General features: G+C 55.0%; 28 protein-coding genes. 18 read left to right on the top strand and 10 right to left on the bottom strand.

All coding sequences use genetic code 11. The features are described from left to right. Positions 1-110: 110 nt before the first annotated feature. On the bottom strand, positions 111-1,037 hold the full coding sequence (locus LJD29_RS20995; protein WP_446743533.1) for an AraC family transcriptional regulator: 927 nt from the start codon (positions 1,035-1,037) through the stop codon (positions 111-113). Positions 1,038-1,377: 340 nt separating this feature from the next. Here LJD29_RS20995 and LJD29_RS20990 point away from each other — a divergent pair, with 340 nt between their 5' ends. Together LJD29_RS20990 and LJD29_RS20985 are read left to right on the top strand one after the other, a co-directional pair. Then, positions 1,378-1,728: a nuclear transport factor 2 family protein gene (locus tag LJD29_RS20990; RefSeq protein WP_446743532.1), complete on the top strand. Its 351-nt coding sequence runs from the start codon at positions 1,378-1,380 to the stop codon at positions 1,726-1,728. A gap of 57 nt (positions 1,729-1,785) precedes the next feature. Further along, complete coding sequence (locus tag LJD29_RS20985; protein WP_446743531.1) at positions 1,786-2,214, top strand: DUF6640 family protein; 429 nt, start codon at positions 1,786-1,788, stop codon at positions 2,212-2,214. A gap of 210 nt (positions 2,215-2,424) precedes the next feature. Here the strand turns inward: LJD29_RS20985 and LJD29_RS20980 are convergent, their stop codons facing one another. From LJD29_RS20980 to LJD29_RS20960, 5 genes are all read right to left on the bottom strand, one after another. After that, positions 2,425-2,838, bottom strand: a complete 414-nt coding sequence (locus LJD29_RS20980) for a cupin domain-containing protein (protein WP_446745915.1) — start codon at positions 2,836-2,838, stop codon at positions 2,425-2,427. Between the two features lie 52 nt (positions 2,839-2,890). Next, complete coding sequence (locus LJD29_RS20975; RefSeq protein WP_446743530.1) at positions 2,891-3,643, bottom strand: SDR family oxidoreductase; 753 nt, start codon at positions 3,641-3,643, stop codon at positions 2,891-2,893. A gap of 402 nt (positions 3,644-4,045) precedes the next feature. After that, entirely contained in the window at positions 4,046-4,477 is a 432-nt protein-coding gene (locus LJD29_RS20970; RefSeq protein WP_446743529.1) for an organic hydroperoxide resistance protein, read from the bottom strand. Between the two features lie 62 nt (positions 4,478-4,539). Next, positions 4,540-5,112, bottom strand: a complete 573-nt coding sequence (locus LJD29_RS20965; RefSeq protein WP_446743528.1) for a DUF308 domain-containing protein — start codon at positions 5,110-5,112, stop codon at positions 4,540-4,542. A 143-nt stretch (positions 5,113-5,255) separates the two neighbouring features. After that, complete coding sequence (locus LJD29_RS20960) at positions 5,256-5,837, bottom strand: TetR/AcrR family transcriptional regulator (RefSeq protein ID WP_446743527.1); 582 nt, start codon at positions 5,835-5,837, stop codon at positions 5,256-5,258. A 543-nt stretch (positions 5,838-6,380) separates the two neighbouring features. Here LJD29_RS20960 and LJD29_RS20955 point away from each other — a divergent pair. Beyond that, on the top strand, positions 6,381-7,019 hold the full coding sequence (locus LJD29_RS20955; protein WP_446743526.1) for an FMN-dependent NADH-azoreductase: 639 nt from the start codon (positions 6,381-6,383) through the stop codon (positions 7,017-7,019). A gap of 55 nt (positions 7,020-7,074) precedes the next feature. On the opposite strand, the gene LJD29_RS20950 is transcribed toward LJD29_RS20955, so the two are convergent. Next, positions 7,075-8,004 carry a LysR family transcriptional regulator gene (locus LJD29_RS20950; protein ID WP_446743525.1) on the bottom strand — a complete coding sequence of 310 codons (930 nt, stop codon included), beginning with the start codon at positions 8,002-8,004 and terminating at the stop codon, positions 7,075-7,077. 260 nt (positions 8,005-8,264) lie between these two features. Here LJD29_RS20950 and LJD29_RS20945 point away from each other — a divergent pair, with 260 nt between their 5' ends. Beyond that, positions 8,265-9,239: an MBL fold metallo-hydrolase gene (locus LJD29_RS20945; protein WP_446743524.1), complete on the top strand. Its 975-nt coding sequence runs from the start codon at positions 8,265-8,267 to the stop codon at positions 9,237-9,239. A 65-nt stretch (positions 9,240-9,304) separates the two neighbouring features. Beyond that, a complete protein-coding gene (locus LJD29_RS20940; protein ID WP_446743523.1) occupies positions 9,305-10,066 on the top strand; it encodes an alpha/beta fold hydrolase in 762 nt (253 codons plus the stop codon). Between the two features lie 83 nt (positions 10,067-10,149). Here the strand turns inward: LJD29_RS20940 and LJD29_RS20935 are convergent, their stop codons facing one another. Together LJD29_RS20935 and LJD29_RS20930 are read right to left on the bottom strand one after the other, a co-directional pair. Next, positions 10,150-10,344, bottom strand: coding sequence for a hypothetical protein (locus tag LJD29_RS20935; protein WP_446743522.1), 195 nt, complete (start codon positions 10,342-10,344; stop codon positions 10,150-10,152). Between the two features lie 642 nt (positions 10,345-10,986). Further along, complete coding sequence (locus tag LJD29_RS20930; protein WP_446743521.1) at positions 10,987-12,624, bottom strand: hypothetical protein; 1,638 nt, start codon at positions 12,622-12,624, stop codon at positions 10,987-10,989. A gap of 164 nt (positions 12,625-12,788) precedes the next feature. Between LJD29_RS20930 and LJD29_RS20925 the strand changes: the two genes are divergently transcribed. The 6 genes from LJD29_RS20925 (at position 12,789) to LJD29_RS20900 (ending at position 19,202) form a co-directional block, all read left to right on the top strand. Further along, complete coding sequence (locus LJD29_RS20925) at positions 12,789-14,723, top strand: KAP family P-loop NTPase fold protein (RefSeq protein WP_446743520.1); 1,935 nt, start codon at positions 12,789-12,791, stop codon at positions 14,721-14,723. After that, a complete protein-coding gene (locus LJD29_RS20920) occupies positions 14,723-15,457 on the top strand; it encodes a Qat anti-phage system associated protein QatB (RefSeq protein ID WP_446743519.1) in 735 nt (244 codons plus the stop codon). The genes LJD29_RS20925 and LJD29_RS20920 overlap by 1 nt, the downstream gene beginning before the upstream one ends. Further along, positions 15,457-16,800 carry a Qat anti-phage system QueC-like protein QatC gene (gene qatC, locus LJD29_RS20915; RefSeq protein WP_446743518.1) on the top strand — a complete coding sequence of 448 codons (1,344 nt, stop codon included), beginning with the start codon at positions 15,457-15,459 and terminating at the stop codon, positions 16,798-16,800. The genes LJD29_RS20920 and qatC overlap by 1 nt, the downstream gene beginning before the upstream one ends. Further along, positions 16,797-17,558 (top strand): Qat anti-phage system TatD family nuclease QatD, encoded by a 762-nt coding sequence (qatD, locus tag LJD29_RS20910; RefSeq protein ID WP_446743517.1) that lies wholly within the window; start codon positions 16,797-16,799, stop codon positions 17,556-17,558. Before qatC ends, qatD begins: the two co-directional genes overlap by 4 nt. Before the next feature lie 341 nt (positions 17,559-17,899). Next, positions 17,900-18,550, top strand: coding sequence for a hypothetical protein (locus tag LJD29_RS20905; protein WP_446743516.1), 651 nt, complete (start codon positions 17,900-17,902; stop codon positions 18,548-18,550). Continuing rightward, positions 18,543-19,202 carry an RES family NAD+ phosphorylase gene (locus tag LJD29_RS20900; protein WP_446743515.1) on the top strand — a complete coding sequence of 220 codons (660 nt, stop codon included), beginning with the start codon at positions 18,543-18,545 and terminating at the stop codon, positions 19,200-19,202. The genes LJD29_RS20905 and LJD29_RS20900 overlap by 8 nt, the downstream gene beginning before the upstream one ends. A gap of 11 nt (positions 19,203-19,213) precedes the next feature. On the opposite strand, the gene LJD29_RS20895 is transcribed toward LJD29_RS20900, so the two are convergent. After that, positions 19,214-19,435 (bottom strand): helix-turn-helix domain-containing protein, encoded by a 222-nt coding sequence (locus LJD29_RS20895; protein ID WP_446743514.1) that lies wholly within the window; start codon positions 19,433-19,435, stop codon positions 19,214-19,216. Between the two features lie 439 nt (positions 19,436-19,874). Here LJD29_RS20895 and LJD29_RS20890 point away from each other — a divergent pair, with 439 nt between their 5' ends. Genes LJD29_RS20890 through LJD29_RS20860 form a run of 7 tightly spaced genes read left to right on the top strand, consistent with a single transcriptional unit; the run spans position 19,875 to position 26,355 of the window. Next, positions 19,875-20,201 carry a TrbC/VirB2 family type IV secretion system protein gene (locus tag LJD29_RS20890; protein ID WP_446743513.1) on the top strand — a complete coding sequence of 109 codons (327 nt, stop codon included), beginning with the start codon at positions 19,875-19,877 and terminating at the stop codon, positions 20,199-20,201. A 48-nt stretch (positions 20,202-20,249) separates the two neighbouring features. Then, on the top strand, positions 20,250-20,546 hold the full coding sequence (locus LJD29_RS20885; protein WP_446743512.1) for a VirB3 family type IV secretion system protein: 297 nt from the start codon (positions 20,250-20,252) through the stop codon (positions 20,544-20,546). After that, the gene (locus LJD29_RS20880; protein WP_446743511.1) at positions 20,546-23,044 is read left to right on the top strand and encodes a VirB4 family type IV secretion system protein; all 2,499 of its coding nucleotides are present in this window, start codon (positions 20,546-20,548) and stop codon (positions 23,042-23,044) included. Before LJD29_RS20885 ends, LJD29_RS20880 begins: the two co-directional genes overlap by 1 nt. Next, positions 23,041-23,805 carry a TrbG/VirB9 family P-type conjugative transfer protein gene (locus tag LJD29_RS20875; protein WP_446743510.1) on the top strand — a complete coding sequence of 255 codons (765 nt, stop codon included), beginning with the start codon at positions 23,041-23,043 and terminating at the stop codon, positions 23,803-23,805. The genes LJD29_RS20880 and LJD29_RS20875 overlap by 4 nt, the downstream gene beginning before the upstream one ends. Before the next feature lie 5 nt (positions 23,806-23,810). Next, on the top strand, positions 23,811-25,130 hold the full coding sequence (locus LJD29_RS20870; RefSeq protein ID WP_446743509.1) for a TraB/TrbI/VirB10 family type IV secretion system protein: 1,320 nt from the start codon (positions 23,811-23,813) through the stop codon (positions 25,128-25,130). Positions 25,131-25,139: 9 nt separating this feature from the next. After that, positions 25,140-25,436: a hypothetical protein gene (locus LJD29_RS20865; protein WP_446743508.1), complete on the top strand. Its 297-nt coding sequence runs from the start codon at positions 25,140-25,142 to the stop codon at positions 25,434-25,436. 31 nt (positions 25,437-25,467) lie between these two features. Beyond that, on the top strand, positions 25,468-26,355 hold the full coding sequence (locus LJD29_RS20860; protein WP_446743507.1) for a hypothetical protein: 888 nt from the start codon (positions 25,468-25,470) through the stop codon (positions 26,353-26,355). Positions 26,356-26,364: the final 9 nt, after the last annotated feature.

The raw sequence follows: 26,364 nt of genomic DNA, 5'->3' as shown, positions 1-26,364 counted from the left end.
TGATCAGGGACGTTGGTGAGTTTCTGACTGGAGAGTGCCTTTGGCAGTGAAAAGCAGCCTGAACGCTGATCGATACCAAACTAACAACAATAGCCGGAAAGGGCATGAGGCTAATCGTTCGATGAAGTCACGGGTATTTGCATGAAAGCCCTCGGCGATACACCCTCTGCCTTGGTGAAGGCAGTGCTGAAAGCACTGGAGGATTGGAACCCGATCGCTAATGCGATCTCTCCAATTGATCGTTTACCACGACGTAGCTCGTCCTTGGCAAGTGCCATTCTCCACCGCAAAAGATACTCGATCGGACCGATTCCGATGACATCGCGGAAATGAGCGGCAAAGGTCGACCGCGAGACACCACAGAGTCGCGCCAGGCTGGCGACCGTCCAGTCGTGCGCAACCTTTTCATGCATTGCCAACAAAGCGCGCGCGGTGATTGGATCGGCCAGGCCCGCAATCAGACCTGCCTGTTGAGTATCTTCCCTTATGGACCTCTGTCGAAGTAACTCCACCAAGATCACTTCCAAAAGGCGGATCGCGACAAACTCGCTGCCATGCCCGGGCTGCGCAGCCTCCGTCTGATTCAACTTCAATAAGGTGTGGATGCGCCAGGAGGAACTGTCATCTCCTCTGACATGAATGATCGGAGGGAGAAGGCCGGTTAACAGTTGTTCGTTGCTCGTGTCGAAGACAAATCTTCCCCCTCGGAGAATCACCGGATCCCGAGCACCTTCTCCCAACCTGAGCACCGGGTCGCTTGTTTCCGCCACGATCCTGGTACTGTCTTCCGGCTCAATGGATGGATCTGACGTGAGTGTGAATGAGGCTGTAGTGCGGATCAACACGAAATCCCCTTGCCGCAGGTGCAAGGGCTCTCCCTGAGCCCTGACCAACTGGCACTCGCCCAACTCGATCCAGCAAAAGAGCACATCTTCCCGCTGCGGAAATGACACGCCCCACTTTCCTGTGGCGTGGATGCCTGCGGTCAACATTGCGCGCGGGCGAAGCAATGAGATCAATTCGAGAAAGGGGTCCACAAAAGATTGGACTAGAGATAGACGCTTGCGGTTTCAGCATTATCGGCCTCGGCCGCCTTGCTCCTGATTGAAAAATGTTCTACGAAACCGAGTCAGTCTTGGAAATGTGAATCAACGAAGGTATCAGCCCAAACTTTGGAGGGCGCGGGTCCGCGATCCAATGGATGCCTGCCGGCAATATCGTGCGAATCGCAGCAGCCGTTATCAGGTCGAGAAATGGATTCGTGAAGAATTGGACGGCACGTAAACATCTTCGGCTTTAAGATTATCGACCCCGCAGCCCTTCGCTCGTAGATTGAAGAAGTCCGGTAGAACCGGATCAAGAGCAAAGGGGGAAACGATGACTAAGGATGCGGTGGAAAAGGTTTGGAACTCTTATCTCGAAGCCTATGGCAGTGTGTCAGGCGAGGATCGAAAGCGGCTTCTCAAAGAGAGCGTAAGTGATGACGTGCTTTCTATAAATCCGGGAGACGACACTCATGGTTTGGAGAATCTCGTGACGCATGTGGAGAAGTTCCAGCAGCGGCTTCCCGGTTCATATTTCAAAATCAACTCGCTGAAATTCCACCATGAACAAGTGCTGACGGAATGGACCCTGTACAAAGCCGACGGCACTGCTGTGACAACGGCGCACACCTACGGTATCTTCAACGACCAGGGACGCCTGAAGAAACTGATCGGCTTCTTCTAGAGCGTTATGTAGCGATTCGCATGACCGAAACTTCAATTCAGGATAAGGAGAAATACAGTGGAACTTGCGCGATGGCTTGTGGCGTTTGTGGCGCTTACGACCGCGATTGGGGGACTTCTGGCGGACTACTTTATTCCCGGATCTGGAGCGCAGCACATCAAAAATCCTCGATGGCCTCCTCATGCCAAGTTCCACAACGCCCAATCCATACTCATGGGATTTGTACTGGGAGTGTTGTCACTTGTGCTCCTCTTCCAAAGGCCACATCTAGATTCAAACAGATTGATGTTGTCAGCCCTGCTCGCATCGATCTACTGGCTATGCATCTTTGCCGCTCCTGTATTTCCGGGAACCGCATTCAGTGATCCCGAGTTCGCTTCAACCAACCCGAGGGCTATGGGGATGCCTGCACAACTCTTCATCGGACTTGTAAATATTGCAATGTTGCTTACGGCTGTCGGTTTGGCGGTGTTTAAACGGGCTTAGCCGAACTGGCGAGAAGCGTCTTCCTCTAAGTCTTTCTTCGAAGGCGGTCTCAATCGTCCGTCTCTGCAATGACGCAATGGCCAACGTCGCTTGCAGGCTGTCGAAGCGCTCCAGACTTCGCGAAGGTGCTTCTCGAGCAACCCTATCTCAAACCGGTTGAAGCTGGGTTCTGAGGACCGCAACCCGCCAGTTGCGTTCTACCCTGGGTCTTTACTTTTCTAGTGGCTCGATAAGCGGCCTGCTGTTGGAGTCGGTGAGATAGAACGCAATGATCGCTGCCTTCTTGGTAGGGGATGCGTTGTCGAAGTGTAGGATTGTCTTCCCAGCGGGTTCAAAAAAGCTGTCGCCGGCCTTTATAGTTCGTGCCGGTTCTCCCTCAGGTTGAAAGATAAAACTGCCTTCGGTCACCACGCCCACCACAGAAACTGGGTGCCGATGAAGTCCAGTCGGCTGTTTCGGTGCGAACTGGATACGGGCGCCATGTACCAGACTTATGGGCGGATTAGCGGCTGGGATTGTGGCATCGAGAACAGGCTCTCTTTGCAGCGGCGGGTAGTCCTGGGCGCGAGCCGGGTAAACGAGCGGAAGGCTGAGCAGCAGGAAGCAGACGAATTGAGAGCGCACGGAGGGATTCCTTTCCAGGTAAGGTCGTTGTCTGGCCGAGATGGAAATCACGTTAGGAACTGCGATGGACGGCGAGAGGATTGAATGCCTGCGAAACCGGCATCAACTCGATCGTGTTTACGTTGACATGGGAGGGGAGGTTCGCCATCCACATGACCGATTCCGCAATATCCTCGGGAGTGAGCGCGTTGGCCCCATCATAAAGTTGCTTGGCGCGTTCTTCGTCTCCGCCAAAGCGCACAGAGGAGAATTCTGTGCCACCCACCAAGCCCGGTTCGATTTCGCTCACGCGGATCCGTGTGCCGAACAGATCGGCCCTGAGATTCAGAGAGAATTGACGCACGAACGCCTTGGTGCCGCCGTAGACATTTCCTCCAGGATAGGGATAGGTACCGGCTATCGAGCCGATGTTGATGATGTGTCCGCGATTGCGGGCCACCATGCCGGGTAGAACGGCACGGGTGAGGTACAGCACGCCCTTGATGTTCGTATCGACCATCGTCTCCCAGGCGTCAAGATCTGCGCTCTGAGCGGGTTCTATCCCAGCTGCCAGGCCGGCATTGTTCACGAGTAGATCGATCTCAGCGAAGCGATCTGGGAGCCCCGCAATCACACTTTGGACTTGTTCGCGGTTTCGCACGTCTAGTTCAACCACATTGATCTGGCCGGGCGAAAAGAGTTTCTGAAACTCCAGCAGGCGGTCTTCACGACGGCCGGTAATGGTGACCAGGTGGCCAGCCTCCGCAAAACGCCTAGCGATGGCTGCTCCGAAACCCGACGTCGCGCCTGTGACGAACACATTCATGTTTTCCTCCACAATCCGTTTTTTAGATCAATTGTTACGCATTTTGACGCACCCTGAGAAAACGGGCCATGCTCATGTTTGCGGCATTTGCAAGTTCTTCATAAAGCGTCGCAACCGCTCTTCGACGCCAACGGTCGTGGGAGACCCAAACTGGGCGTGACTTGTGGATAAGCGTGCATCCCGTTGACTGGCCTCCACCGGCGAGAGTTGTAGCAAGGGCTGGTCCGGGCTGACCCGCACCGATGACGATTGCATCAAAATGTTCCAGCAAGGGTGCCTCCTGTCGCAGTTGTTGGGTGACAGAGCAGTCACGCTTGAGTTGCACCCTGATCGCGATCCAACGCCTCCCGTAGAAAGCCATACCCCACGATCGCGGTCGTGAGGCGTGAGCAACGTTCCAGATCACTCTGAGATCACGCTGAGCTGAACATCAACGTTGTTTCGCGTAGCGTTCGAGTAGGGGCATATCTGATGGGCAAGCTCGACAACCTGCTGGGCTTGCGCCTGGTCTACATCGAGAAAGTTTACGGCCAGTTCGATCGCGAGTCCAAATCCGCCCTCCGGATTCATCCCAATGCCGACAGTCGCTTTGACTGTGGATTCGGGCGACAGCCTGACCTTCAGCTTCTGTCCCGCGCTTTTGACCGCGCTCAGGAAACAGGCTGCATAACCGGCTGCGAAGAGCTGCTCGGGGTTCACGCCATCTCCACCTGGTCCTCCGAGTTCCTTCGGGAGGGTAAGCTGCAGATCGAGTTTGCCGTCCTCGGAGCGGGTCCTTCCATCACGTCCGCCGGTTGCTGTGGCTGCAGTGCGATACTTCACGTCGATAGACATTGCGAGTTCCTTTCGTTGAGAGGTTAAGTGGGTAGTCGCGGACGGCTGGATCTGAAAACGTTCTAGTTCGTTGCCATCGCATTGGTTTTTGCGAGCTTCCGGCTTAGCAGGATTCCGCCGATGAGGAAGTAGAAGGCGCCAAAGATTGCATAGCCTCCGATATCGCCGATGTGCTTTTTGTCCTTGAGCCCAAGAATGATGAAGAATGCACCAGCGAGCGCGGATTGAACACCGCTCAAAATCATGCTCCATTGGCCACCGCCCAACTCCTTTCGGCGAATGAAACCCACCACGAACTGGAGCACGCCAGCGCCTAAGGCCCATACGCCAAAGATGGCGACCGCATAGATTGGTGTCTGAAAGACCGTCAGGCCAATGCCAATAGCTGCCGCGACGCCGATTACGGCATTAACGATCTGCGAGGTGCGTGACGACCCCGACTTGCTAAACGTGTTGAGATCGTAGATCGTGCACGCGACGTCCCAGAGCGGGTAAAGAAGGAACAGCACTGCAGCCACTTGCGGCTGGTGTGCCGCCGTGGAGATGACGGCTGCCGCCCAAAGCACCTGGAAGGCAGTACGAACGAAATATAGATTTCGCAAAGAGCGTGTGGAGTGGATCGAACCAAGTTTCATGTCTGCCTCGCTAGCTTCTAGTTGGTAGGGAACAGGATGTGCCCTGAATGAAGTGCTCTACCGTCCGGTATGACTCTCAAGTCACCCATCTAGTAGGTAGGTTAAGACTTTTGCAATCACAGCGATTTAAAGCCCGGAGATGTTTACGAGTGAACTAAGGATATCCGATCCAGCGCCGCATGGGTGACAGATCGAAAGACTTTAACGTTTTTTGTGGCGCGAGCGGAAAGCATGCCTCCGTGCATCACTGCGATCAGGAGTTGCGCTTCGGTCGCAACGCTCTCCTGAAGTGTTAGAGTGCGCGATTTGCAACCGCTCTTGAGTGTTTTCTCGAACCAGGCCGTAAGCAGAGAGAAATGGAGTTGCACTTCCGCCTGGACCTCTACTGGCAGCGACGGCAGCTCGGCCCCGAGAAGCGCTCCGATGCAGAAGGACACCGTCTTACCTTCAATGCATTCCTCCCAATACTTCAAATAGTTCTTGATGCGAACCGCGGGATTGTCTATCTCAGCGTCGAGTGCCTCCATGCCCTGCGAGATGCGTTCGCGGTGCCTCCTTAGCACGGCGACAACTAGTCCAGCTTTCGTCGGAAAGTGATGGTGGATGCTCGCCTTGCGGATGTTCACGGTCGCCGCAATGTCGGCGTAACTGAAAGCGGAGTATCCTCTGTCGACCAGTAGAGCGTTCGCCGCATCGAGAATTCGTTCTGCCGTATCATTCTGCATACTGAAGTAGACTACCGACTAGTAGGATTGGATTCATGATTTTTCACTGGCTGGGGTCCAGCACCTGCCGGATCGCCCTTATACACCGTTTTTGGCTGGTTGCCAGCTTCTATCGACTGAACTTGGCCGTCTGCCGAGCTCCCTGTGACGACATTCCGCAGATCGCTGTTCAACCAGAGTTCGCTCGCCCCTGGTGGAGCTCGTGGTGTTCTGTCCATCGGTTATCTACCGGCAGGCGAACGGGGTAGTCCAAACTGCTCGGCTGAGTGTGGCATTGCAAACATACGCCGCAGCAGCCGTACATTTGTGCGCAAGGTCGTCGTTTTGATAGTGGCTGTATTTATGGGACCCATAAACTGCCGCGAACGAACCACAGATGCCGATCAACGCCTTTGGACATCTAATGAGGCAAGTGACGAAACAGCGATACGACTTAAGTGCGGAAACGCAGACTCGGACTGTCGTCTGACAAGTTTACAAATGCCGGTCTTACCGGACACGAACCCCTTTGCATCACGAGTAATTTTAGGAATTGAAAACGCCATGAATATCCTCCATATCCAGTCCTCGCCACGAGCAGAGTCCTCGAACTCAATCGAACTCACAAACGCCTTTATATCGGCCTGCCAAGCTACGAAGGATACAGTCTCTGTCGACACACTCAATGTATGGACCGAGAATCTTCCCGAGTTTGACGCCGGGGCGATTGGCGCGAAGTACAAAGCGATTAAGGGTGTTGGATTGGACGCTAGAGAAACTGAGGTCTGGACGCGCATTCAATCGCTAATTGGGCGCTTTCAGAAGGCGGACCGCATCCTCTTAGGAGCACCGATGTGGAACTTCAGTGTGCCCTACAAGTTGAAGCAACTCATTGATCTGGTCGCCCAGCGAAACTTTCTCTTTACCTACGACGGAAATGAGTATGGGCTGGCGCTCAGCATCGATAAGGCGATTACTCTTTACACTCGCGGCTCTCAATTTCTCGAAGGATCGGCAATCCCTGCATCGCGCTTTGACCACCAGGCTCCTTATATCGACTTCTGGCTTTCGCTCATCGGTGTGCACAATCTACGAAGCGTAATCGTCGACAAGGCATGGAACCTCGATGCGAAGGAGTCCGAATTGAGCATCGCAGACGGGAAAAAGCGGCTCCTGGAAAACGTAGATTGGTTCTTAAGCTAGCTTTGGCGCAGTCACTTCGCTTTACGTGTGCATGACGTCGCAGCGCTTTAGACTTTTATCTCTCAATTCCTTTACCTGCGAGAAGGTCGGAGATGACAGCGCGGAGCCAGATATGTGCAGAATCGTCATGTGAACGAGGGTGCCAGTACGCGCAGAGTCTTGCGGGCTCCAATTCGACGGGCGGCTGAAAGAGTTCGAGAGTTTCCCCATAGCGCTCGAGGAAGCTTTTTGGAAGCGTGCACAAGCAGTCGCTCTTCTCCACCACTCGTGGGATCACTGCATATCGGGATATCGAGGCGACGACTTTTCGTGAACGACCCTGAGCAGCGAGCCGCTCGTCGATGGAGTCACTGAAAGACGCGCCCGACTCGGAAGCGACCAGATGAGGGTAGTCACAAAAAGCATCGATATCCATCACTTCCGAGCCTCGTGGATGGCCCACTCGTTGGGCCGTCATGAGCGGCTCTTCCAGAAGCGTTCGTGAGATCAGATCCCCATGGAGAGGGAAGTCCGCGCCGAGAACGAGATCGATTGTGCCGGCCTCCAGCTGCTCAACGATCTGCTCACCGGGTGGCCATGTGAAAGCTAAACGAATGTTAGGCGCCAGGGCCATAACGTAGGGAACCAGATCGGGCGCCACCATGGCAGCAGGGTTCTGATGAAGTCCGAGAATGAAGCTCTTTTCACTCCGCAACGGTTCGAACGACTCCGGTGAGGAAACCATCGCATGCAGTTGCGATAAGACGCCTGCTAACTGCAGTCTGAGCGCCTCCGCGCGTGGTGTAGCAACGATCCCCCTGCCTGAAGTGGCTGGGACAAACAGCTTGTCTGCGAAAAGTTTACGAAGGCGCGACAGGCGACTGGACAAGGCTGGCTGCGAGACGCCGAGTTCCTGGGCAGCCTGGCTGACGTTACCCAGGCGGAGCAAAGCGTCGAGTGCAATCAGAAGATCCAGATCAAGCTGCTCGATGGTGTTGTATCGCAAAGTTCCTCCGATGTTCGAGACGCCTGCCAAATACGGCCTTGGTGCTGGTTTGCATTCCGTTCGTGGTTCAGATGCTACCAAGCTCATTTCAGCATGGATAGCACGTATCCATGCGATTGATGGTTCGCGGATCGAAAGTGCGCGTCTGATACGTCTGTAGCTTGCTTGAAGATGAGCGGCACGAAGTATGCACTTCGACCGCTCACTATGCTTGCTTGCCATGTCACGGGAGTGACCTAGAACGGAGAATACTTATGTCAATGATCAGTAGACGCCACTTTTGTCTCACTGGCGCCGCTGCAGCCGGAGCTGTCTCACTGAGCTCAGCCATTACCGCCATTGCCCAGGCGCCTGTTTCTCAAAAATCGGCACAACCTGGTTTTTACCGCTTCAACGTGGGCGCGAGCGAAGTTACCGTGTTGAGCGATGGCCCGCTCAACTTTCCGATAAAGACCCTGTTTCCCGGCCACATCGAGGAGGCGCAAAAAGAACTCGCGACACATTTCCTTCCACAAGACCACGTGGCGCTACAACAAAACACGACCTTGATTCGCGTGGGCGGCAAGCTGGTGCTTGTCGATGCCGGCAGCGGTCCTGGCGGTAAGTTCCAGCCAACCGCGGGAAGGTTGCTCGACTACATCGCTGCGGCCGGTTACAGACCAGATCAGATCGATATGGTCCTGATCACTCACGGTCACTCCGACCATCTTTGGGGCATCAGCGATTTGCAGAACGAAGTCCTGCTCTTTCCGAACGCTGAGTTTGTCGCCGATGAAACAGAAGTGAAGTTCTGGAATTCACCTGAACTTACGGTCAATGTGAGTCCTGCGCTAAAGCCCGATGTCACTCGCGCGAACCTCAAGCTTGCTGCTCCGCGCCTCCGGCTTATCAAGGCTGGTGCAGAGGTTCTCCCTGGATTGACCACTATTTCGACACCTGGACACACTCCGGGCCACATGTCTGTGCTTCTCCACTCGGGCAACGACCAGTTGCTTCTGACGTCGGACGTTGTGGTGAACTACCCCGTCGACTTCGCCCATCCGGAATGGCCTTTCGGGTTTGATCAGGACAAGCCGCTGGCCGCGAAGTCGCGTATCGCGTTCCTCGATCGAGCGGCAGCAGACCGAACCCTCGTCAGTGGTTACCATCTGCCTTTTCCTGGTGTGGGTCACATTGTGCGTGTTGGTAACGCTTTTCATTGGGAACCAGCGAGTTGGATGTGGCCTTCCGCCTAATCCCATCGAGTGCAGCTTCGCGCGCTCTGTGAATCAGAGGACAGCAGTAAAGAAGGAGACCTGAAATGAATAGAAGAAGTTTCGTGATGTCGGCTGCCGCAACGTCGGTTCTGGCAGTGCCCGCCCTCCGTACCGCCTTGGCCAGTACGCCCCGAGTAAAGAACGTTGTTCTCGCCCACGGGTTGTTCGCTGACGGATCGTGCTGGTCCGAGGTGATCAGTGGGCTGCAAGCCGCCGGTCTAAATGCAACTGCGGTACAGAATCCGCTGACGACTTTGGATGAGGCTGTAGCAGAGACCAGTCGAGTTCTTAAGCAACAGACTGGCCCTACCGTGCTTGTAGCGCACTCCTTTGCAGGAACCATCATCAGTCAGGCGGGTGTTGCTGATAACGTGAGCGCGTTGGTATATATCGCGGCTCGTGGGCCCGATGCTGGCGAGGACTTCGCAGCATTGACCAGACAATTTCCTCAGCCACCAGCAACCGCCGGCATTGTCTTCGATGGCGACATCGGACAGCTCACGGAGAAGGCTTTTCTGGAGGACTTTGCCAATGGTATTCCCACGGCGAAAGCGAAGGTGTTGTACGCCGTTCAGCAGCCTTTTCATAAGGCATTGACCGCTGCGAAGACCACGCAGGCCGCCTGGCGCACGAAACCATCGTTCTACGCTGTGTGTACTCAAGATCGCACCATCCATCCCGAGTTCGAACGCTTCATGGCCAGGCGCATGAAAGCCCGAACGATCGATATCGCCGGGGGACATCTCTCTATGATTTCCCACGCAAAAGAAGTAACGGATCTGATTCTAGAAGCCGCCTCTGTTTGAGATTGTCCGGCCCAGCTCGACGAGTGCTCAAGCCAGATGTCCCGCTGCATTCTGGCACGCTTCGCACAGTCAGCTTCTTCTGCCTAGGTTGAAGGTGAGAACGGCAGACTATCGAGGTAGTGAATGCTCTCGTATTCGACGACCTCCGCAAGCATCTCAGTGGCTCGTGTGGTTTCCAGGTGGTGGATCATCCTGGCCATCGCACGAGCTACATGTCCGAGGTCTTCGATCTCCCATACGTTCCATCCTTCATAGAGCCGTCCCACGGACGTAATCATGCCGTGTTGCAAGCGCACGCCTTCCTACTTGAAGAGGTTTTTTACGAGAGCCATTGCCTCCTGGTAGCGCCTTACATTCGTGAGGCCATACTTGAGCTGGAGCCGGCAAGACTGATGCGCCTTACACGTTCCGTTGAAGACGATTCAGGAACGGATCGGGGATGCACTCACGGGAAGCTTCACCTTGGACGTATACGGTGGACAACCGGAGTTTAAGAGGAACTCAGCAGCGGGAAAAGGGCAGGGGCAGAGATTCAGATGGCAGTTGAGTCCTTGCACACAATCCTTAACTGCTGCTTAACTGCTACCAATAAAAATGGCTCAGGAGCCGTAATCTCCCAAGCCGCGTAGAATCTGTAGTTTCATTGGTTGCGGGGGCAGGATTTGAACCTGCGACCTTTGGGTTATGAGTCACCGGGAACTCGCGTAAATACAAGACTTTACAGGACGAATGGCTACCCGGAAGTACGGAAAAGTACCCACTGGTCAGGGATTTGGGAGTGAGTTGGGAGTGAATTTGAAGGCAAGGTTGGAGGCACATCGTTGATCCGAACGTCACTATGCTACGTCGACCTGTGCAGAGTTCGGCAGAGGTTTCCCGCGGCTCAATCACAAACGGAACCGGCGTTGACTCCGCACAGGCTAATCTTTGCTAAACGCGCGCTTCATCCTTCGGAGCACTTCGGGAAGGTTAAACTCGAAGAATTTGTAATCGAACTTCTTGATGGCGACTAAATCTTTAACCAACTCTTCCTTATCCTCCCCCTCTTTCGCAACGGGTGTGATTGGCTGAAGTGCTCTCAAGTCGAGGCGTTCCTGAAGCGCTAGTATTGTCTGGTCCTTAGCCTCAATAGTAGCCACTTGAGCTTGAAATACTGCTTTTGCCATCATGACCTGCGACTGCAGATGGAGAACATTCGCCTGCAACTGTGCGACGGCAATGTCAGTGTGTTTGTCGGCCTCATCTGCGAAATCCGGAGCGGTGGGCATCCTAAGGTAAATCCGCAATGCCTCCTCGACCTTCTCGAGAGCTTCCTTGCCGTCTTCCGGGATGACGCTGAATAGCACGGAGTGTGCGCTCTCTTCCAATTTGGCAATTGCGTTGATTCCCAAATCTTGCAAAAACTGGCTGAAGTACATCAAGTACTGCTCGCATGCGTTCTTGATGGGCGCAGGAAAGTCGAAAGAAACCTGTAGCGCGGTGCCTTCCATGTCCTTGAGCTTGATCCGAACGAGATTCGAAAGCCTGGAAAGCTCCTTCTTCAATGCCAATCCGTCGCCGACGCGTTGTTCCCCATTCAGTGTTGTGGAGACTCCGAACCCACTGATTGCGGTATTCTTGTCTTCCTGCCAGTACTCGAAGCGAAATTCGTTCGTCGCCAAGACATTTTCAATCGCACTTGCAAGATCGGAGAGGGAGTAATTCTTTTTCCAGAACTCCAAGTCGTACTCGATCCGGAATTGAACCCTAATACTATCGCCACTCTCCGGCAGCGCCCCGATCTCCATGTAGGCAAACTCCCAATCGAGGGGGTTCTTTTCTGCATCGGGAAGCCAGATCTCAATGTCATGGAAGAGCCGCCGAATCAATGTGAACGGGAGACGGGAAACTTTCTGGACGCTTTCACCTTTGAAGATGCCAACGAGCGCTGCACCATTGCCTCGAATATCGACTTCAGCGTCTTCCCATACTTCATCATCTTCAAAGACAAACCCGTCACGGAGGAAATACGTATGACCGTTCACGGCTATCTCGACTCCCTCCATTGGGCCCTCTTCAGGGCGCGCTTCTCGGATCGGGGGATCGTCCCAGCCTAGCTGAGTGATTGCGCTGCGCAGGACCGCCTCCTCTGAGGCGAGCGTATCGTTGGCCGCCTTACGAAGGTTCTCTTGCGTATCGCCCTGTTTGAAGATGATGCCCTGAGCCCTACCGAAATTCTTGATGACAGGATCGCTCGCGCCGAAAATCTTTCGAAGAGCAGCGTTGACGGTGTTGGTCCACTCCTCGCGTTTTGGAGAACTGAAGGGTTCTGATTGAAGATCAACAGCCTTGTCCAACAACTCTGTCAGAATCTTGTACGCCCTGAACCGCAAAACGCCGCCGGAAGTTACTGTTTTGTCGTCATCGTCAAGATTGCCTAGATGGTTATCTCGCTTTAGAAGCTGCTCGATGATGATGCCGCGATCAACATGGCCATGCCGATCGGCGTAGTCCCCAATGCCAAACTTGGTGGCGAGTGCCTCGAGTTCGTGTGTGGGCAGAGACCAATAATCTTTCATACGAACATCCTAGCCTTCGCCCTCACATTTATCATGGTTCATCCAGCCTTACTGATGAATTACTCCATTTCTGAGTTGCTGATCCTACGCAAGGGTCTCAAACCTTAGTGACGAGTGCTCGGAAGGAGGCGGGGCGAACCGTTCTCACTCTGGAGCGAAGTCCTATGTGGTCAGACAACGAAACTGCTGACGATCTGATCGGATTTCAGGTCCATGCTGACCTGATCCGCGAGGTCGTGACAGATGACAAGATGCTCCCGCTCACCATCGGCGTCTTCGGAGACTGGGGAGGCGGCAAGACCAGCATCATGAAAATGCTGGAGCGTGACCTCGACGCTGATCGCTGGCCAGACTCCGATCCAAAGCAGCTACTGTACAAAGGGATCGCCGTCGTCTACTTCAATGGCTGGCTCTTTGAGGGATATGACGATGCGAAAGCCGCAATTCTTTCGTCGATCCTTCTCGCTCTGGGGGATCACAAGCGCTTCGGCCCGAAAATCCGAGAGAAGGCCTTATCCCTTCTCAAGTCCGTTGACTGGATGCGCGTCACCAAAGCCGGTCTGAAACACATAGCGATTCCAGCAGCGGCAGCGCTAGCAACGGGAGGCGTTGCAGCGATTCCCGCAGCCGTTGGACTGAGCACGGGCCTGTCTCACGTCGGAGCGGCGGTAAAACCAGAGAAGGCAACCGATAAGGCAGAGGGAGCGAGTGAGGACGGCTCTGCCTGGTTCAAGGCGAAGGAAGAAGAGCACGCCTTCAACGTGAGGACCTTCCGAGAGCGCTTTGACCAACTCTTGAAGGATAGTGACATCGAGTCGCTCGTGGTGCTGATCGACGATCTTGATCGGTGCAGCCCTGAACGAGTGATCGAGAACCTGGAAGCGATCAAGCTTTTCCTGAGTGTGCCTTCCACTGCGTTTGTGATCGGTGCCGATCCTCGAATTGTTGAACACGCTATTCGGTTGCGTTACGCGGAACGCTCCGGCAGCGCAAGCATAGAAGAATCAAATCGGCTCGTGAAGGACTATCTGGAGAAAGTCATTCAGGTTCCATATCGTCTGCCCCGTCTTTCCAGCTCGGAGATCGAAAGCTATATGGCATTACTCTTCTGTGGCCTGTACCTGGGCCCGGAGGATGCCGAAAAGTGCGTTTCACGCAGCAAGAAAGAGCGAGATGCGAACCGATACAGCGCCTACGGGTATGCACAGGTGAAGGAATCGCTCGGTGGGCGCGAACTAAGCGCTCCACTGACCGAGTCGCTTATTTTTTGCTCCTCCGCAGCTCCGCTGATCGCGGATGGTCTCGAAGGAAATCCGCGCCAGGTAAAGCGGTTCCTGAATGCTTTTACTCTGCGGAAAAAGCTAGCTAAAGTAGCCCGCCTGGAAAACATCAAAGACGAAGTACTTGTGAAGCTAATGATCCTCGAATATACGAACGACGAATTGTTTCTCGAGTTGTTCAACTTACAAGCGAGGCAGGCGGGATTCCCGGTTGAATTGGCGAGATTGGAGAAGGCCATCGCGGAAGGGACTGGATACGATGAGACTGCGAAGGCACTCAAAAGCGCATGGTTAGGTAACGGCATGAAGGCGTGGTTAGCACTTGCTCCCGCGCTCAGCGGCATAGACCTTCGCGACTACTTCTGGATTGCCCGCGACAAGCTGGATGCAACGTTCTCCGGACTTTCGATGATCAGCCCCATGACACGCGCCGTACTTAATGATTTGCTCGCAGGCACAGCGCCGCAACGCATCGCGGGCATTGAGAGCGCCACAAAGCTCTCCCAACAGGAGCTAGCATCCCTCTTGGGATTCCTGGAACAGGCCATCATGCGGAAGCCCGAGGAAAAGAATGCCTATGATGTTATTCGCACCTTGACTGAAAAGAATCTGCCCGGAGCCGCAGAAAAGTTCAATGAAATTCTGACGGCGGTACCTCTGAACCTCGCGAACCCAGCCGTCGGACTCGACGTCCAATCGCTCCTCACCCGACGGCAAGACCTCCGCCCGATCTTCACGTCGGCTCAGGAGCGCCTCGAAAAATCGAAGGATCGAATCGGAGCCGCCATGCAAAGTTCGAGCAAAGGTAGGAAAAACTGATGGGCACATCGGCTCCTTATGACGCGCCTCCGAATTGGGGCGAATTGAAAAGTGAGGTTACCAGACTCGCTCATGAAGCCAATCTGACTGCCCCCCAATTACGGCGTCTCATTCAAGGCGTTGTTCGAGGCAATGGTGGGCGAACTGAAATGGCTTCGGGTGGCCGACAAGGAGCCGCTGGCAGCGCGGGGTCTGCCGCTCCTGCCCGCGACGTAGCGAGCCGTTTCGCAAGCTTTATCGCGGATGTTCGGCAGAACGGCTTTGCAGCAGCAGCGGAGCGGGCTGGCCTCGGCGACCTGACTGGCAAGTCAGTCGGAGACATTCTCAACACTCTGCTCGATCGCCTCGGAGGGAACGCGAGTTCTATCGACGATGCGGACGCCCGCCAAGCTCTGTCCGACCTTCAGCAGGAGCTACTTGCCGACGCGCAGACGTTCGAGGAGGTACAGGAAATTCTTTCGAGCGACACGCTCGACCTTGAGAACCTGTTGGAACGATTCTTTGGTCATTATATTTTTGAGCAATTCAGTAGGGTCTTCTACGAGCGGTTAGTCCAGCGCGTCGGAGCACAGCAAGCCGTAGCATTTCTTGGCCAAATTCGAGAATTTATCCAATCGGCGCTAGCCAACCGAGCTGCCGAACGGGATCTCTCTGGCATCGACTGGGGTGGCCCTCAGGGCGCAAACGTCATCAGCGAAATTTGTTCGCAGACTTTGGAGGTCTTTGGGGCCTGATGAATTACACAGTTGAGATTGATAAGGTCGCGAGTACATCCGAGAAATTTCCGGTTACGCGAATTCTGAATGGCGACGGTGCAGCCATTGCCACACTAGACGTTCAATCGACGGCGTTCGGTTTCCGACGGCTTCCAAACGCCATCGCCGCCGACTTCCTCCTCATTGGTGCCGTAGTTTACGCGCTAGATAAGCTTGCGTCCCGGTCGGCAACGCATAATGCGTGGACACGATTGTTCAAACTGACTATTCCGGTCTCAGACGTCTCCATCTGGCGTGGCGCAACCGCCGAGCTAGGCCGGTGCGTATCTTTCTTGACCGGGGACGACTGGCAATTCGAGTTTATTCAACGCAAACGCGAACTTTTTGGACGAACGTCAATGGCCAAGATCGTACCGCATGTCGCCGATATCGGGGCCGTTTCTTTATTTTCCGGTGGGATGGATTCGCTCGCAGGTGTGATCGACTGGCTAGAGGCACATCCAAAGGAGGGCCTGCTCCTGGCCGGGCACCACGACAAGCAGATGCCGGGGCCACTCGGAGATCAGGAGAACCTTCTTCCTGCTCTCCGCAAAGTCTATCCAAACCGCATCAGAAGCACGTTGGTTCGGGTTGGGAATACGGGAGACTCCCCAGAGATCACCTTGCGAGGACGGTCGCTGGTTTTCATTGCCGCAGCCGTGTGTATCGCATCGGGTAACGGCTTCGAGGGCTCGCTCATCCTTCCTGAGAACGGGACGATCGCTCTCAACGTTCCGCTCAGTCCCTCGCGACGAGGTTCCTGCAGCACGCGAACAGCACACCCGTATTACGTTGAACAGCTACAAGCTGTGTTTGCGAAGGTCGGACTCAAGTATTCGATCGAGAATCCGTTGCAGAACAAGACCAAAGGAGAGGTTGCTGCCACGTGCGCCAACAAAGCCCTTTTCGCTCAGCTTGCGACCGCGTCTGTTTCATGCGCAAAGAGAGGACACAAACGCACATGGATCAATCGCAGTGCAAAAGGATGTGGCATGTGTATGCCTTGTATTTATCGCCGTGCGGCGCTTCACCGAGCCGGGCTGGACACGGAAGTGTATGGTCGGGACGTTTGTACCGGCGAAGTGGACTTTAACGATACCTCGACCACTGGACCTGGTGACCTTCGAGCCTGCGTCTCCTTCATTCAACGCAATCCGAAGCATGACGAGGTCGCTACCTTGCTTCTGGCGAACGGTTCGCTTCGTCTCGATCAGATGGAAGAGTATTCCGATCTTGTCATCCGTGCTTTTCAGGAGATCCGCCAACTCTTCCGTGACAAAGGGGATGCCACACTCAAGAGAATGGCGGGAATACTCAATTGATCCTGGATATGCATTGCCACCTCGATCGGTATCGCGATCCGGCCAAAGTTGCGAGCGAGGCTGCGAGGGCTGGAGTCAACATCATCGCGGTCACAAATCTCCCGAGCCATTTTCAGCAAGGCCGGACACCTGTTGCCGCGTTGAAAAATGTACGTCTATCCCTTGGTCTGCATCCTCTGCTCGCTCCGCATTCCGCCTCGGAAATAACTCTGTTTACTCAATTGGCCTCTGCCACGTCCTACATTGGAGAGGTTGGCCTGGATTTTTCGAAGGAAGGCGTGGCCACGAAAACTGCGCAGATTGAATCCTTTGAGCATGTCTTGGAGGTTATCGAGAAGCAAGGCAAGGTGATTTCGATCCATTCTCGGGGAGCTGAGGAAACTGTGTTGCAACGTCTGAAAGTTGGACGGATCGAGACCGCAGTCTTTCACTGGTTTTCTGGCCCTGAATCGGCACTCGTTCAGGTGGTCGACTCTGGGCACTACGTCTCTGTGAATGGAGCAATGCTTGATTCCAAACGCATGAGGCCACTCATCGCTAGTTTGCCGAAGGCATCTCTGCTCCTCGAAACGGATGGCCCATACACAAAAACCGGAAGCACAGCCGCCCGTCCCGCTCATCTTCGCCAAGTCGTGGCAGAGTTGGCCGTATTGTGGGGCTGCTCACCAAGCGATGTCGAGTTCCAGCTCGCAACGAACTTTCGCACTTTGTTATCCAGACTGGAAGCAGACAAGGCCCTCGAAGGCAATTCTGCTTAACCTGCAGCCACTTGGTTCTTGACTCCAAATCCCCATCCGCTTATCTGGGAGTCGGAAGGGAGAGCAGATAATCGAAGTAAGCTATAGAAATCGTAAAATTTCCGCGATGAATCACGTTCCCAATCGATTTTTGGGTGTTGTGGGGGGCGATCTAAGAGTGCGACCGATCCAAATGGTTAGTGTGCAATATCTTAGCTCTCGCGACTTGGAACAACCTTGGTCAAATCCACCAGCGGTTCTTGATCGTTCTCACGTCCTTCGGTAGCAAATTTTGCTATTCCTTCTGCGATATGTATTACAATAGAAATTGATAATACGTATCGCACACGGAGGGACATCTCATGTCTTCTACCCGCACGGCAAGCGTTCATAACACTCATGACCTCATCTTTACGGTGCAGTACGGCGGGCAAACGCAGGTGATAACGGACGAGGGCGTAGACCCCAAAACGGCAGAGGCCACGGTCTCCGTTCTCAAACAGGTAGCAGAGATGATGCCAGCCTTACTTGAAAAACGCCGCATCCAGAAATGGGACGCTTTGGTCGAAGCCCTTACGCCCGATGTTGCCCTCTCTCAGACGAAGGTACTTGAGGCAGAGATGAAGAGTGCCGCAATGACTCAGATACTAGAGGGCCAGGATTTTGTCACCGCAGCAGACATTGCGCGGTTGGGCAAGTTCAGCGCGAAGAATCCCAGTTCGCAGCCCAACCGCTGGAAGCGGTTGGGCCAGATATTTGCCATTCATCACCGGGGTTCGGATTACTACCCTCTCTATGCTCTCGATCCAGCGGACGGCTATCGTCCCCGCCCAGTCGTGGCCGATGTGCTACGCCTCTTCTCCGGCTCGAAGGACTCGTGGAGTACGGCGTTCTGGTTTGGCAGCGTGAATAGTTACCTGAGCGGCAAGCGACCGCAGGATGTATTGGCTGATGCGCCGGAACCATTGTTGCGTGCTGCGCGAGCGGAGGCAGAAGGACTCCAGCATGGCTGAGTCCGTGGCCGGGGTACGGCCACCAGCAGGAAAGTTGAACGCTACCCTGATTCCGTGGGGCAAAGGCAGGACTGTCTTTCGTGTCCACCGCTCCATTTACAAAGCCGATCAATTCAACGACAGCCATAAGGGGGATGCGAGGTTCAGTCCACTCATGGATGCTGGACGCAAGGCAGTCATTCCCACGCTCTATGCTGGAACCACTCTCGATTGCGCTCTGATGGAGAGTATCTTCCACGATGTTCCGTATCGAGCGGGCCTCAAGACTGTATCCAAAGCAAAGCATGTCGAAGGCGCAATCTGTTCAAGTCTTCATCTGACCGCTGATCTTCAACTCGTGGATCTGAGTTCGGTGGCGCTCCACAAACTAGGCGTCGCTCCAGCCGACCTCACACAGACAGAAGCCGCTTATTATGCCGCATCGCGGGAGTGGGCGCTTGCTCTGTATGAGCAAAACCCCACCGCCCAGGGCTTTATCTGGACCTCTCGCAGAGATGATGATGCGAAAGCCATCCTCTTGTTTGGGAACCGAGTTATGCCGGGTACGCTCGAAGTGGAAGCCGATGCATTTTCCCTGTTGCAGCCGGACGGGAGCGCCCGCATGGAAGTTCTCAGTCTTGCCGTCCGTCTCGACGTTCTTCTCGTACCTTGAAACTCTACCTTTTAGGAAAAGTCCGTAAAAAGCTCTTTCGGTGGCACCGAAAGAGCTTTTGCCAGTTTTACGATATTCTCCAAGGCCACATTCCGTTCACCACGCTCTACCCCGCCGACGTAATTGCGATGCAGTCCCGCTCGTTCGGCCAGTTCCTCCTGCGAGTAGCCGCGCTCATCGCGCAACCTTCGCAGTGTAGAACCGAATCGAGACTTTACGGAACGGATGGTCACACTTCAATACTTGAATTGTGACCACTATGAGTCTACACATTATGAGTGTGATATCGGACTGCCACGGTCAGCCGTGAGAAAAGAGGTGAAGCAGGATGAATGATGAAAATAGCATCGAGTGTTCCGAACTTTCCGGCAAAATAATCCAGACGCTTCGCATTTATAAGGACACCGGGGATGGAACGGAGATTCAAATTAACCTGACGGACGGAACCAGCTTTTCGTATTCCGTCTGCCAAACTCCGGTCGCAAAAGCCATCCTATATAGAGGTGGTGCCGGAACTCCCCAGGTCCTCCGCGACTACGAAATCTAGGCACGCGACCGGGAGCGTCATTCCATTTTGGAATGATGCTCTCCCAAACTTTCATTGGACGATTCCACGCAATGCACTTAGCTTTGCGCCATAGCTGACAACACCTGAGTCAGCGGAGGTGCAATATGCTCAAGGCTCGTCGTCCGGCCCGCAGGAACAGGTTGATACTTCGACCTCGTGTTGCGGGTCTTTTCGCGTTCACCATCCTGTTACTGCCGCTGGCGGCGCACGCGCAATCCAGCGGCTCTCCCTTCGATACAGGCTTTACCGCCATCCAGACGTTGTTCACCGGCACGATTGCCAAGGTCGCCAGCCTTGTCGCCATCGTGATCGGAGGCTACGGCTTTGCCCATGGAGAACCGGGTGCAAAGAAAGCCCTCGCCGGAGTCGCTGCCGGTACAGGCATCGCTGTCTTGGCGGTCAATGTTTTGACCTGGCTATGGGGCGTCTGAGGCGCTTCTCTTCACTCCCACCAACCCACTCAGCACAGCGAGGGGCTTATGGCAGAACAACCCACAACTCGCAGCAATCGCGTCTTCAAGAGCCTGCATAAGCCCCTTACCTATCTCGGCGTCGAACGCACCCTATTTTATTTCGTCTGCGTCGGAGCAGTGGGCGCTTTCAACATCTTCAATTCGATCCTCGCCGGTATCGCCGTCTTCATCGGCGGCTTTGCTTTCGGCCATTGGGTGACAAGCAGCGACCCGGCTTTTCTTCGCATCCTCGCCAAGTCGGAGAAGTACAAGCTGCGCTACGACGCGGCCAAGCAACAGGTTCCCCGCGTGGAGGTGCGCTGATGCTGCGACTGGATAAAGTCATCAAGCCGTGGAAAGAAGCGGCGTCCCTCAACGACCACATCAACCTGTACGGCTTCTGGAATGAGACCGCCTTCCTCACCAAGAGCGGCGATGTAGGCATGGTTCTGAATGTGCCAGGCGTGGACTACGAAAGCCTCGACCACGCGCAGCAGGAGTATGCCGTCAAGCGCCTCGAAGCCGCGCTCAAAGCCTTCGGCCCAGGTTTCCACGTCTATCAGTACCTTTTCAAGTCGAACCGGCCTGAGATTCCGTTTGCCCACTATGACGACCCGGTTGTAGAGGCAGCCATCGAGCAACGGCGGCAGTTGTTCGAGGCCAAGCACGACCATCTCTATCAGGTTGAAATCTTCTATGCCATCGTGCTCGAAGGCCCGCGCTCGAAGAGTGGCGTCGGCGCAGCCCTCGCCCAACTCTTCCGCGATCCTGCCGGGGCGATGGGCGAGCTTCGCACACAGTTCACCAATGACAGCATGAAGGTCTTGCTGCGTTCGCAGATCGAGAGCGAGCTTGCGCGGCTGGAGCAGAAGGTACAGGCATTCAGCCGCCAGCTTGCCGACTTCATGCAGATCGAAGTGTTGGGCCAGCAGGAGCAGTTCTGGCTTTTCCGCCGCTTGCTCAACTACGACGAGTGGCGCATCGCGGGTAAGCCGCAATCCACGCAGTTCCTTGACTATCAGGTAGTCAATTCCAACATCGAAGCCGAGCGCGATCATCTCCGCGTTGGCGATCATGTCGTTCGTGCCCTCACGATGAAAGAGGCCATCACCGAGACACGGCCTTTGGTGCTGGACGCGCTACTGAAGATTCCAGCGAACTTCTACGTCGTCACGGAATGGACACCACTTGCCACCGACAAGGCACGAAAGGAAGTCAACAAGCGCCGCCGCCATTTCAATATGTCGAAGACCGGCTTCGTCTCGCAGATGGGCAACGATGCGACGAAGACGAATCCCCGCGATGTGCTGGTGGATGAATCGAAGCAGGCCGATATAGAAAATCTTGGTGATTGCCTGCGTGCCCTGGGTGACGGGCAATCGTTGGGCGACTTCTCGCTGACGATTGTGGTGTATGCGCCCACGAAGGCAGAGACAGACCAGCTCATTGGAGAGTTCGCCAGCGTCTTTACCAATGCGGACGGCAATCTCTACGTCGAAACGTACAACCAGCTCAACGCATACTTTGCTACTGTGCCGGGCGGGTACGCCACGAATCTCCGCAAGCTGTATCTGCTCAATACCAACTACGCCGACCTTTCGTTTCTTTTTACTATTCTCCCCGGCGAAAAGCGCAATGCACATCTCGGCGCTGAATACCTTGCCGTGCTTGAAACGGACAACAGCACGCCCTACTTTTTGAACCTGCATAACGGCGAAGTTCCGCACACGCTCATCCTCGGGATGACTGGATCGGGCAAAAGCTATCTGTGCTCATTCCTGCTACAGAACGCGCAGAAATACGCACCGTTGACCTTCATCTTCGACATTGGCGGCAGCTTTCAGTCACTAACCCACATATTCGGCGGAAGCTATTTGAATGTCGGCCAGGATACGCGGGACTTCACCATCAATCCCTTTTCTTTGCCGCAATCCAAAGAGAACCTGCAATTTCTTTTCAGTTTCTTCCGTGTGTTGATTGAAGGCAACGGCCAGCGTTATCGGCTCGACTTCAAAGAGGAACGCAAGCTATGGGATGGCATCGAGCGCATGTATATGTTGGAGCCGGACCAGCGAACCGTCTCCAACTTCGGCAACATCATTGGTGAGCTAAAAGAGCGTCTGCATCGCTGGATGCGCGGCGGGCAGTATGGCTCTCTTTTCGACAATGCCGAGGACACGCTTTCCTTCAGCCGTTTCCAGACCTTCAATTTCGCAGGTTGGGGCGATGCGCCCGATGTGTTGGAGCCGCTGCTATTTTACGTCCTTCACCGAGCCAGCAATGAGATTGCAGACCCGGCGAACCTTGCCACGTTCAAGATGTTTCTTCTGGATGAGGCATGGCTCTTTATCCGCAACGAGACCATCCGCAGCTATGTGATTCAGGCGCAGAAGACATGGAGAAAATTGAACGCCGCCATGATCCTTGCGACGCAATCGCTCAAAGAGTTACAGGAATCGGGCATGTTGCAGATTGTCGCGGAGAGCTGCCCTACAAAAATCTTTCTGGCAAACCCGGAGATGGACCGCGACGTATACCGCGAAGCGTTCCATCTGAACGATACCGAGCTTGAGTTGATTGCCGGGCTTGTGCCGCCCGGCCAGATGCTTATTCGCAAGGCGCAGTCTTCCAAAAAGGTTCAGCTCAACGTCGATTCCGTCTCACATTGGACTGCTACTAACAACGCCCGCGACAACCTCAAGAAGCGCGAATATTTCGAGCGGTACGGCATTGCCGAAGGGCTGCGCCGCCTCGCTCAGGATCATCCTTTCCAACCTCGCTCGCTCACTTCCGCCAAACCCAAACAAGGAGTCTCCCAATGAAGAAGTGCGTTCCCACTCTCGCCTGGCTTGCCTTCGGCCTTTCCTCCGGTATGGCTTCAGCACAGGATGCGTCCGCCCGCACCGTGCAGTACCACTCGCAGGACATCATTCCCATTCGGGCGAAAGTGAAATACACCACGCTTATCGAAGTGCCGCCAACCGAAAAGATCATGGAGGCCGCGACCGGCGATAAGGATTCCTGGATAGTCGATGTGGTTGGGAACTTCTGCTTCGTGCATCCGGCCAAGCAAGGCATCAGCTCCAATTTGAATTTGATTACCGACAAGGGCAACATCTACAGCTTCACGTTGCAGGACATTTCTGCAACCCCAGATGCTCCCGACCTCAAGGTGATCGTGGAACCTGCCGATCGCTCCGCAATTGTTGCCGCCAGCGGTCCACCGCAGTTCGTGCCCGCCACGCAACTGGCGCAGTCGCAACAGCAGCTTGCCGCTGTGCAGTCGCATGTCGCGCAGGCTGTGGACGAGTATAAGAGCGCGTATCCACTTCAGTTGAAATTCGATTACACGTTCCGTGCCAACGAAGCGCCCTTCGATATTCAGTCGATTTACCACGATGACAAGTTCACCTACATCAAGACCAATGCACCGGAGAAGTTCAGCGTGTATGAGATGCGGGACGGCAAACCTAACCTCGTGAACTACGAGCTGCGCGACAACACCTACATCATCCCGAAGGTTATGGATAACGGGTACGTCGAGCTTGGCAAGAAGCGGATGGATTTCACGCGGAAGGGGTAAGTGTCATGGCCGAAAACAATATCATTCCACCAGCACAGCCACAGATGGAGCCGGAGTTGCGTCAGACGAGCGTAGCTCCAAAAGGCGTACTGCAAAAGAACCTCAAGACCTTCGTATATCTCGGTGCGGCCTTGCTGGTGATTGTCGCGGCCATCTTTAGTTCTTCCGGCAAGAAGACGCCGGGACAACAGGCCACTGGCAAGAATCAGCCGCCACAGCCCATGATTCAGGACAACACTGACAACAACGTGCAGGACTTGAAGAACCAGCTTCATGCCGAGCGCCTGAAGGAGCAGCAGCAGGCGGCTATCGCCGCCGCTCAAGGAGATCCCGCGCTTGCCCCCGCAACACCCGCGCAGCAGGCCGCTATCGGTTCGCTCACTCCGACCGGCCAGTGTGCGCCGGGCCAGCCCTGCCCACCGGCCCAGTCCGGCTATGGTCAGCCTAGCAACGCGCAGCCGCAGCTAACACCCGAACAACAGCAGGCGCAGCAGATTGCCGCGAAGGAACGCGAACGCGCTGACGAGTCGCGTTTTGCTTCCAATCTTGTCTACGTTCGCGGCCCCGACCAGCCGCAACAGGTAAAGACAGCGGGGCCGGTGGCGTCTGCCAACCAACAGAAGCCAGAGAGCAGTCTTGTTCCTTCACGCCCGGCAGGAGAGCAGCAGCCGGAAAACAGTGAAGGTTACAAGCGGCCTGTAGAGGCAAACATCGACTCGGCCACAGGGCAGCCCTATCTCCTATATGAAGGCACCGTGCTCGACGCGGTTTTGATGAATCGTCTGGACGGGGATGCCGCAGGCCCGGTCAAGGTACTCGTGTCGAATCCTGTCTACTCCCATGACCGCCAGCACGTCCTCATCCCCGATGGCGCTGTGGTGCTTGGAGAGGCCAAGAAGATTGGCGCGGCTGGTTTCGGCCAGCAGCGCCGCATGGCGGTTGTCTTTCATCGCCTCATCATGCCGGACGGCTACAGCGTGGACCTCGACCAGTTCCACGGTCTCGACCAGATCGGAGAGCAAGGTCTGAAAGATAAGGTCAACAACCATTACCTCCAAATCTTCGGGACTTCGATTGCCCTGGGAGTGATTGCCGGAGCTGGGGAGATCGAGGAAGGCGGCGGCACGATCAGTACCAGCGGTTCCCAGGCGTTCGTCACCGGATCATCCGCCAGCATCTCGCAGTCGGCCACCAGCATCCTTGACCGCTTCATGCAGATACCGCCGACGATCACGATTCGGGAGGGCCATCGCGTCAAGATTTACTTCACGCAGGATATGTTGCTGCCTGCCTACTCCAACCACACCATCCCGCAGACGTACTAAGGAGGTTCCATGTGCCCTGCCATCGCCCTCGTTCTTCTGTCCGTTCTTACCCTCGCTGGTTGCGAGAGCAAAGCCCACAAGCTGCAACAGCTACAGGAGCAATACAACGCCGCGTATGCGGCTTATACCAATGCCTGCCCGGATGACAACACCTCCGGGGCCGCACGGATGCTTACCGGCGAAAAACTGACCGCAGCGCAGATAGCAGCCCTTGAAGCAAAGAAGAAAGCGCAGGATGCACGATGCAAGCCGCAGGCCGACCATCTCGCAGATATTCAGCGGCAGATTCTTGCCGCACAGCAATAAACCCAACAACCGCTAACGAAAGGACACCACTATGAAGCAGCTCATCCCAACCGCATTTGCCCTCGGGCTTGCCGCGTTGCTCGCACCCGCAGCACAGGGGCAGTTCGGTTCCGGCATCGTCTATGACCCAACACAATCCGCCCATGCCATTACCCAAATCTCACATGAAGAACAGTCCATCAGCAACCAGATGCAGCAGATCGAGAACGGCCAGCAGATTTTCACCAACACCGTGAAGATCGCATCCACTGCCTTGCAGACCTATAACCAAATCGTCCAGCAGTACAACCTCTATCACGAAATGATGGTTGCGCCGCAGATGCTTTATGGGCGCTTTCTCTCTCCGCAGGCAGACCTGATGATGACGCAACAGCTTGCCAATCACTACGGCAACGGCTCCGGCAGTTCATGGGTCAATGCCTCGAATACAGGCACAGCCGCGGCGTCTTCGATTCAGCTTGCCAGTCTGCCTCCACTCACGGCAACCATTCCGACCGCGAGCGTTGCGACGTATGCGGGACAGCAGCAACTCGCCGCGCAGGGCGCGACTGTGGACCTCGGAGATTCGGTTGCTGCCACCGAACTCCAGACCATTGGGACCATCAAGGCAAATCAAGCAGCGCGGCAGGCCGACATTACTGCGCTTGAGAACGCGACCAACTCCACCGATGCCACCCAGCAATCGGAGATGGCTGTGCTTCAGCGGATCAACCGCGCCCTGCTTCTGCAACTCCGCACCATGCAGGACGCCAACCAGATCAACGCAAATGCGGCATTGCAACAGATGGTCGTACAGAAGCAGCAGCAGGACGCGATGAAGTCGGCTTTCCGTGACTCAGCCGGATATCAGAGCTACTACAACGCCAACATCACCACGACCAGCAGCGGCGCGGCCAATCTTCTCACGCAGTCGTACTGAGAAAACCAG

Origin of the sequence: Silvibacterium acidisoli (assembly GCA_022870745.1) — a bacterium.
Taxonomy (GTDB): Bacteria; Acidobacteriota; Terriglobia; order Terriglobales; family Acidobacteriaceae; genus Silvibacterium.
The sequence above is the reverse complement of the archived record's forward strand: the minus strand, read 5'-3'. Positions and strand labels throughout refer to the sequence as shown.

Coding starts and splice junctions, on each gene's coding strand:
- LJD29_RS20945 (WP_446743524.1), top strand. CDS start 8,265: ATGATCAGTAGACGCCACTTTTGTCTCACTGGCGCCGCTGCAGCCGGA.
- LJD29_RS20870 (WP_446743509.1), top strand. CDS start 23,811: ATGGCCGAAAACAATATCATTCCACCAGCACAGCCACAGATGGAGCCG.
- LJD29_RS20920 (WP_446743519.1), top strand. CDS start 14,723: ATGGGCACATCGGCTCCTTATGACGCGCCTCCGAATTGGGGCGAATTG.
- qatC (WP_446743518.1), top strand. CDS start 15,457: ATGAATTACACAGTTGAGATTGATAAGGTCGCGAGTACATCCGAGAAA.
- LJD29_RS20930 (WP_446743521.1), bottom strand. CDS start 12,624: ATGAAAGATTATTGGTCTCTGCCCACACACGAACTCGAGGCACTCGCC.
- LJD29_RS20935 (WP_446743522.1), bottom strand. CDS start 10,344: ATGATTACGTCCGTGGGACGGCTCTATGAAGGATGGAACGTATGGGAG.
- LJD29_RS20905 (WP_446743516.1), top strand. CDS start 17,900: ATGTCTTCTACCCGCACGGCAAGCGTTCATAACACTCATGACCTCATC.
- LJD29_RS20970 (WP_446743529.1), bottom strand. CDS start 4,477: ATGTCTATCGACGTGAAGTATCGCACTGCAGCCACAGCAACCGGCGGA.
- LJD29_RS20940 (WP_446743523.1), top strand. CDS start 9,305: ATGAATAGAAGAAGTTTCGTGATGTCGGCTGCCGCAACGTCGGTTCTG.
- LJD29_RS20860 (WP_446743507.1), top strand. CDS start 25,468: ATGAAGCAGCTCATCCCAACCGCATTTGCCCTCGGGCTTGCCGCGTTG.
- LJD29_RS20875 (WP_446743510.1), top strand. CDS start 23,041: ATGAAGAAGTGCGTTCCCACTCTCGCCTGGCTTGCCTTCGGCCTTTCC.
- LJD29_RS20865 (WP_446743508.1), top strand. CDS start 25,140: ATGTGCCCTGCCATCGCCCTCGTTCTTCTGTCCGTTCTTACCCTCGCT.
- LJD29_RS20880 (WP_446743511.1), top strand. CDS start 20,546: ATGCTGCGACTGGATAAAGTCATCAAGCCGTGGAAAGAAGCGGCGTCC.
- LJD29_RS20900 (WP_446743515.1), top strand. CDS start 18,543: ATGGCTGAGTCCGTGGCCGGGGTACGGCCACCAGCAGGAAAGTTGAAC.
- LJD29_RS20965 (WP_446743528.1), bottom strand. CDS start 5,112: ATGAAACTTGGTTCGATCCACTCCACACGCTCTTTGCGAAATCTATAT.
- LJD29_RS20885 (WP_446743512.1), top strand. CDS start 20,250: ATGGCAGAACAACCCACAACTCGCAGCAATCGCGTCTTCAAGAGCCTG.
- LJD29_RS20960 (WP_446743527.1), bottom strand. CDS start 5,837: ATGCAGAATGATACGGCAGAACGAATTCTCGATGCGGCGAACGCTCTA.
- LJD29_RS20890 (WP_446743513.1), top strand. CDS start 19,875: ATGCTCAAGGCTCGTCGTCCGGCCCGCAGGAACAGGTTGATACTTCGA.
- LJD29_RS20990 (WP_446743532.1), top strand. CDS start 1,378: ATGACTAAGGATGCGGTGGAAAAGGTTTGGAACTCTTATCTCGAAGCC.
- LJD29_RS20955 (WP_446743526.1), top strand. CDS start 6,381: ATGAATATCCTCCATATCCAGTCCTCGCCACGAGCAGAGTCCTCGAAC.
- LJD29_RS20975 (WP_446743530.1), bottom strand. CDS start 3,643: ATGAATGTGTTCGTCACAGGCGCGACGTCGGGTTTCGGAGCAGCCATC.
- LJD29_RS20925 (WP_446743520.1), top strand. CDS start 12,789: ATGTGGTCAGACAACGAAACTGCTGACGATCTGATCGGATTTCAGGTC.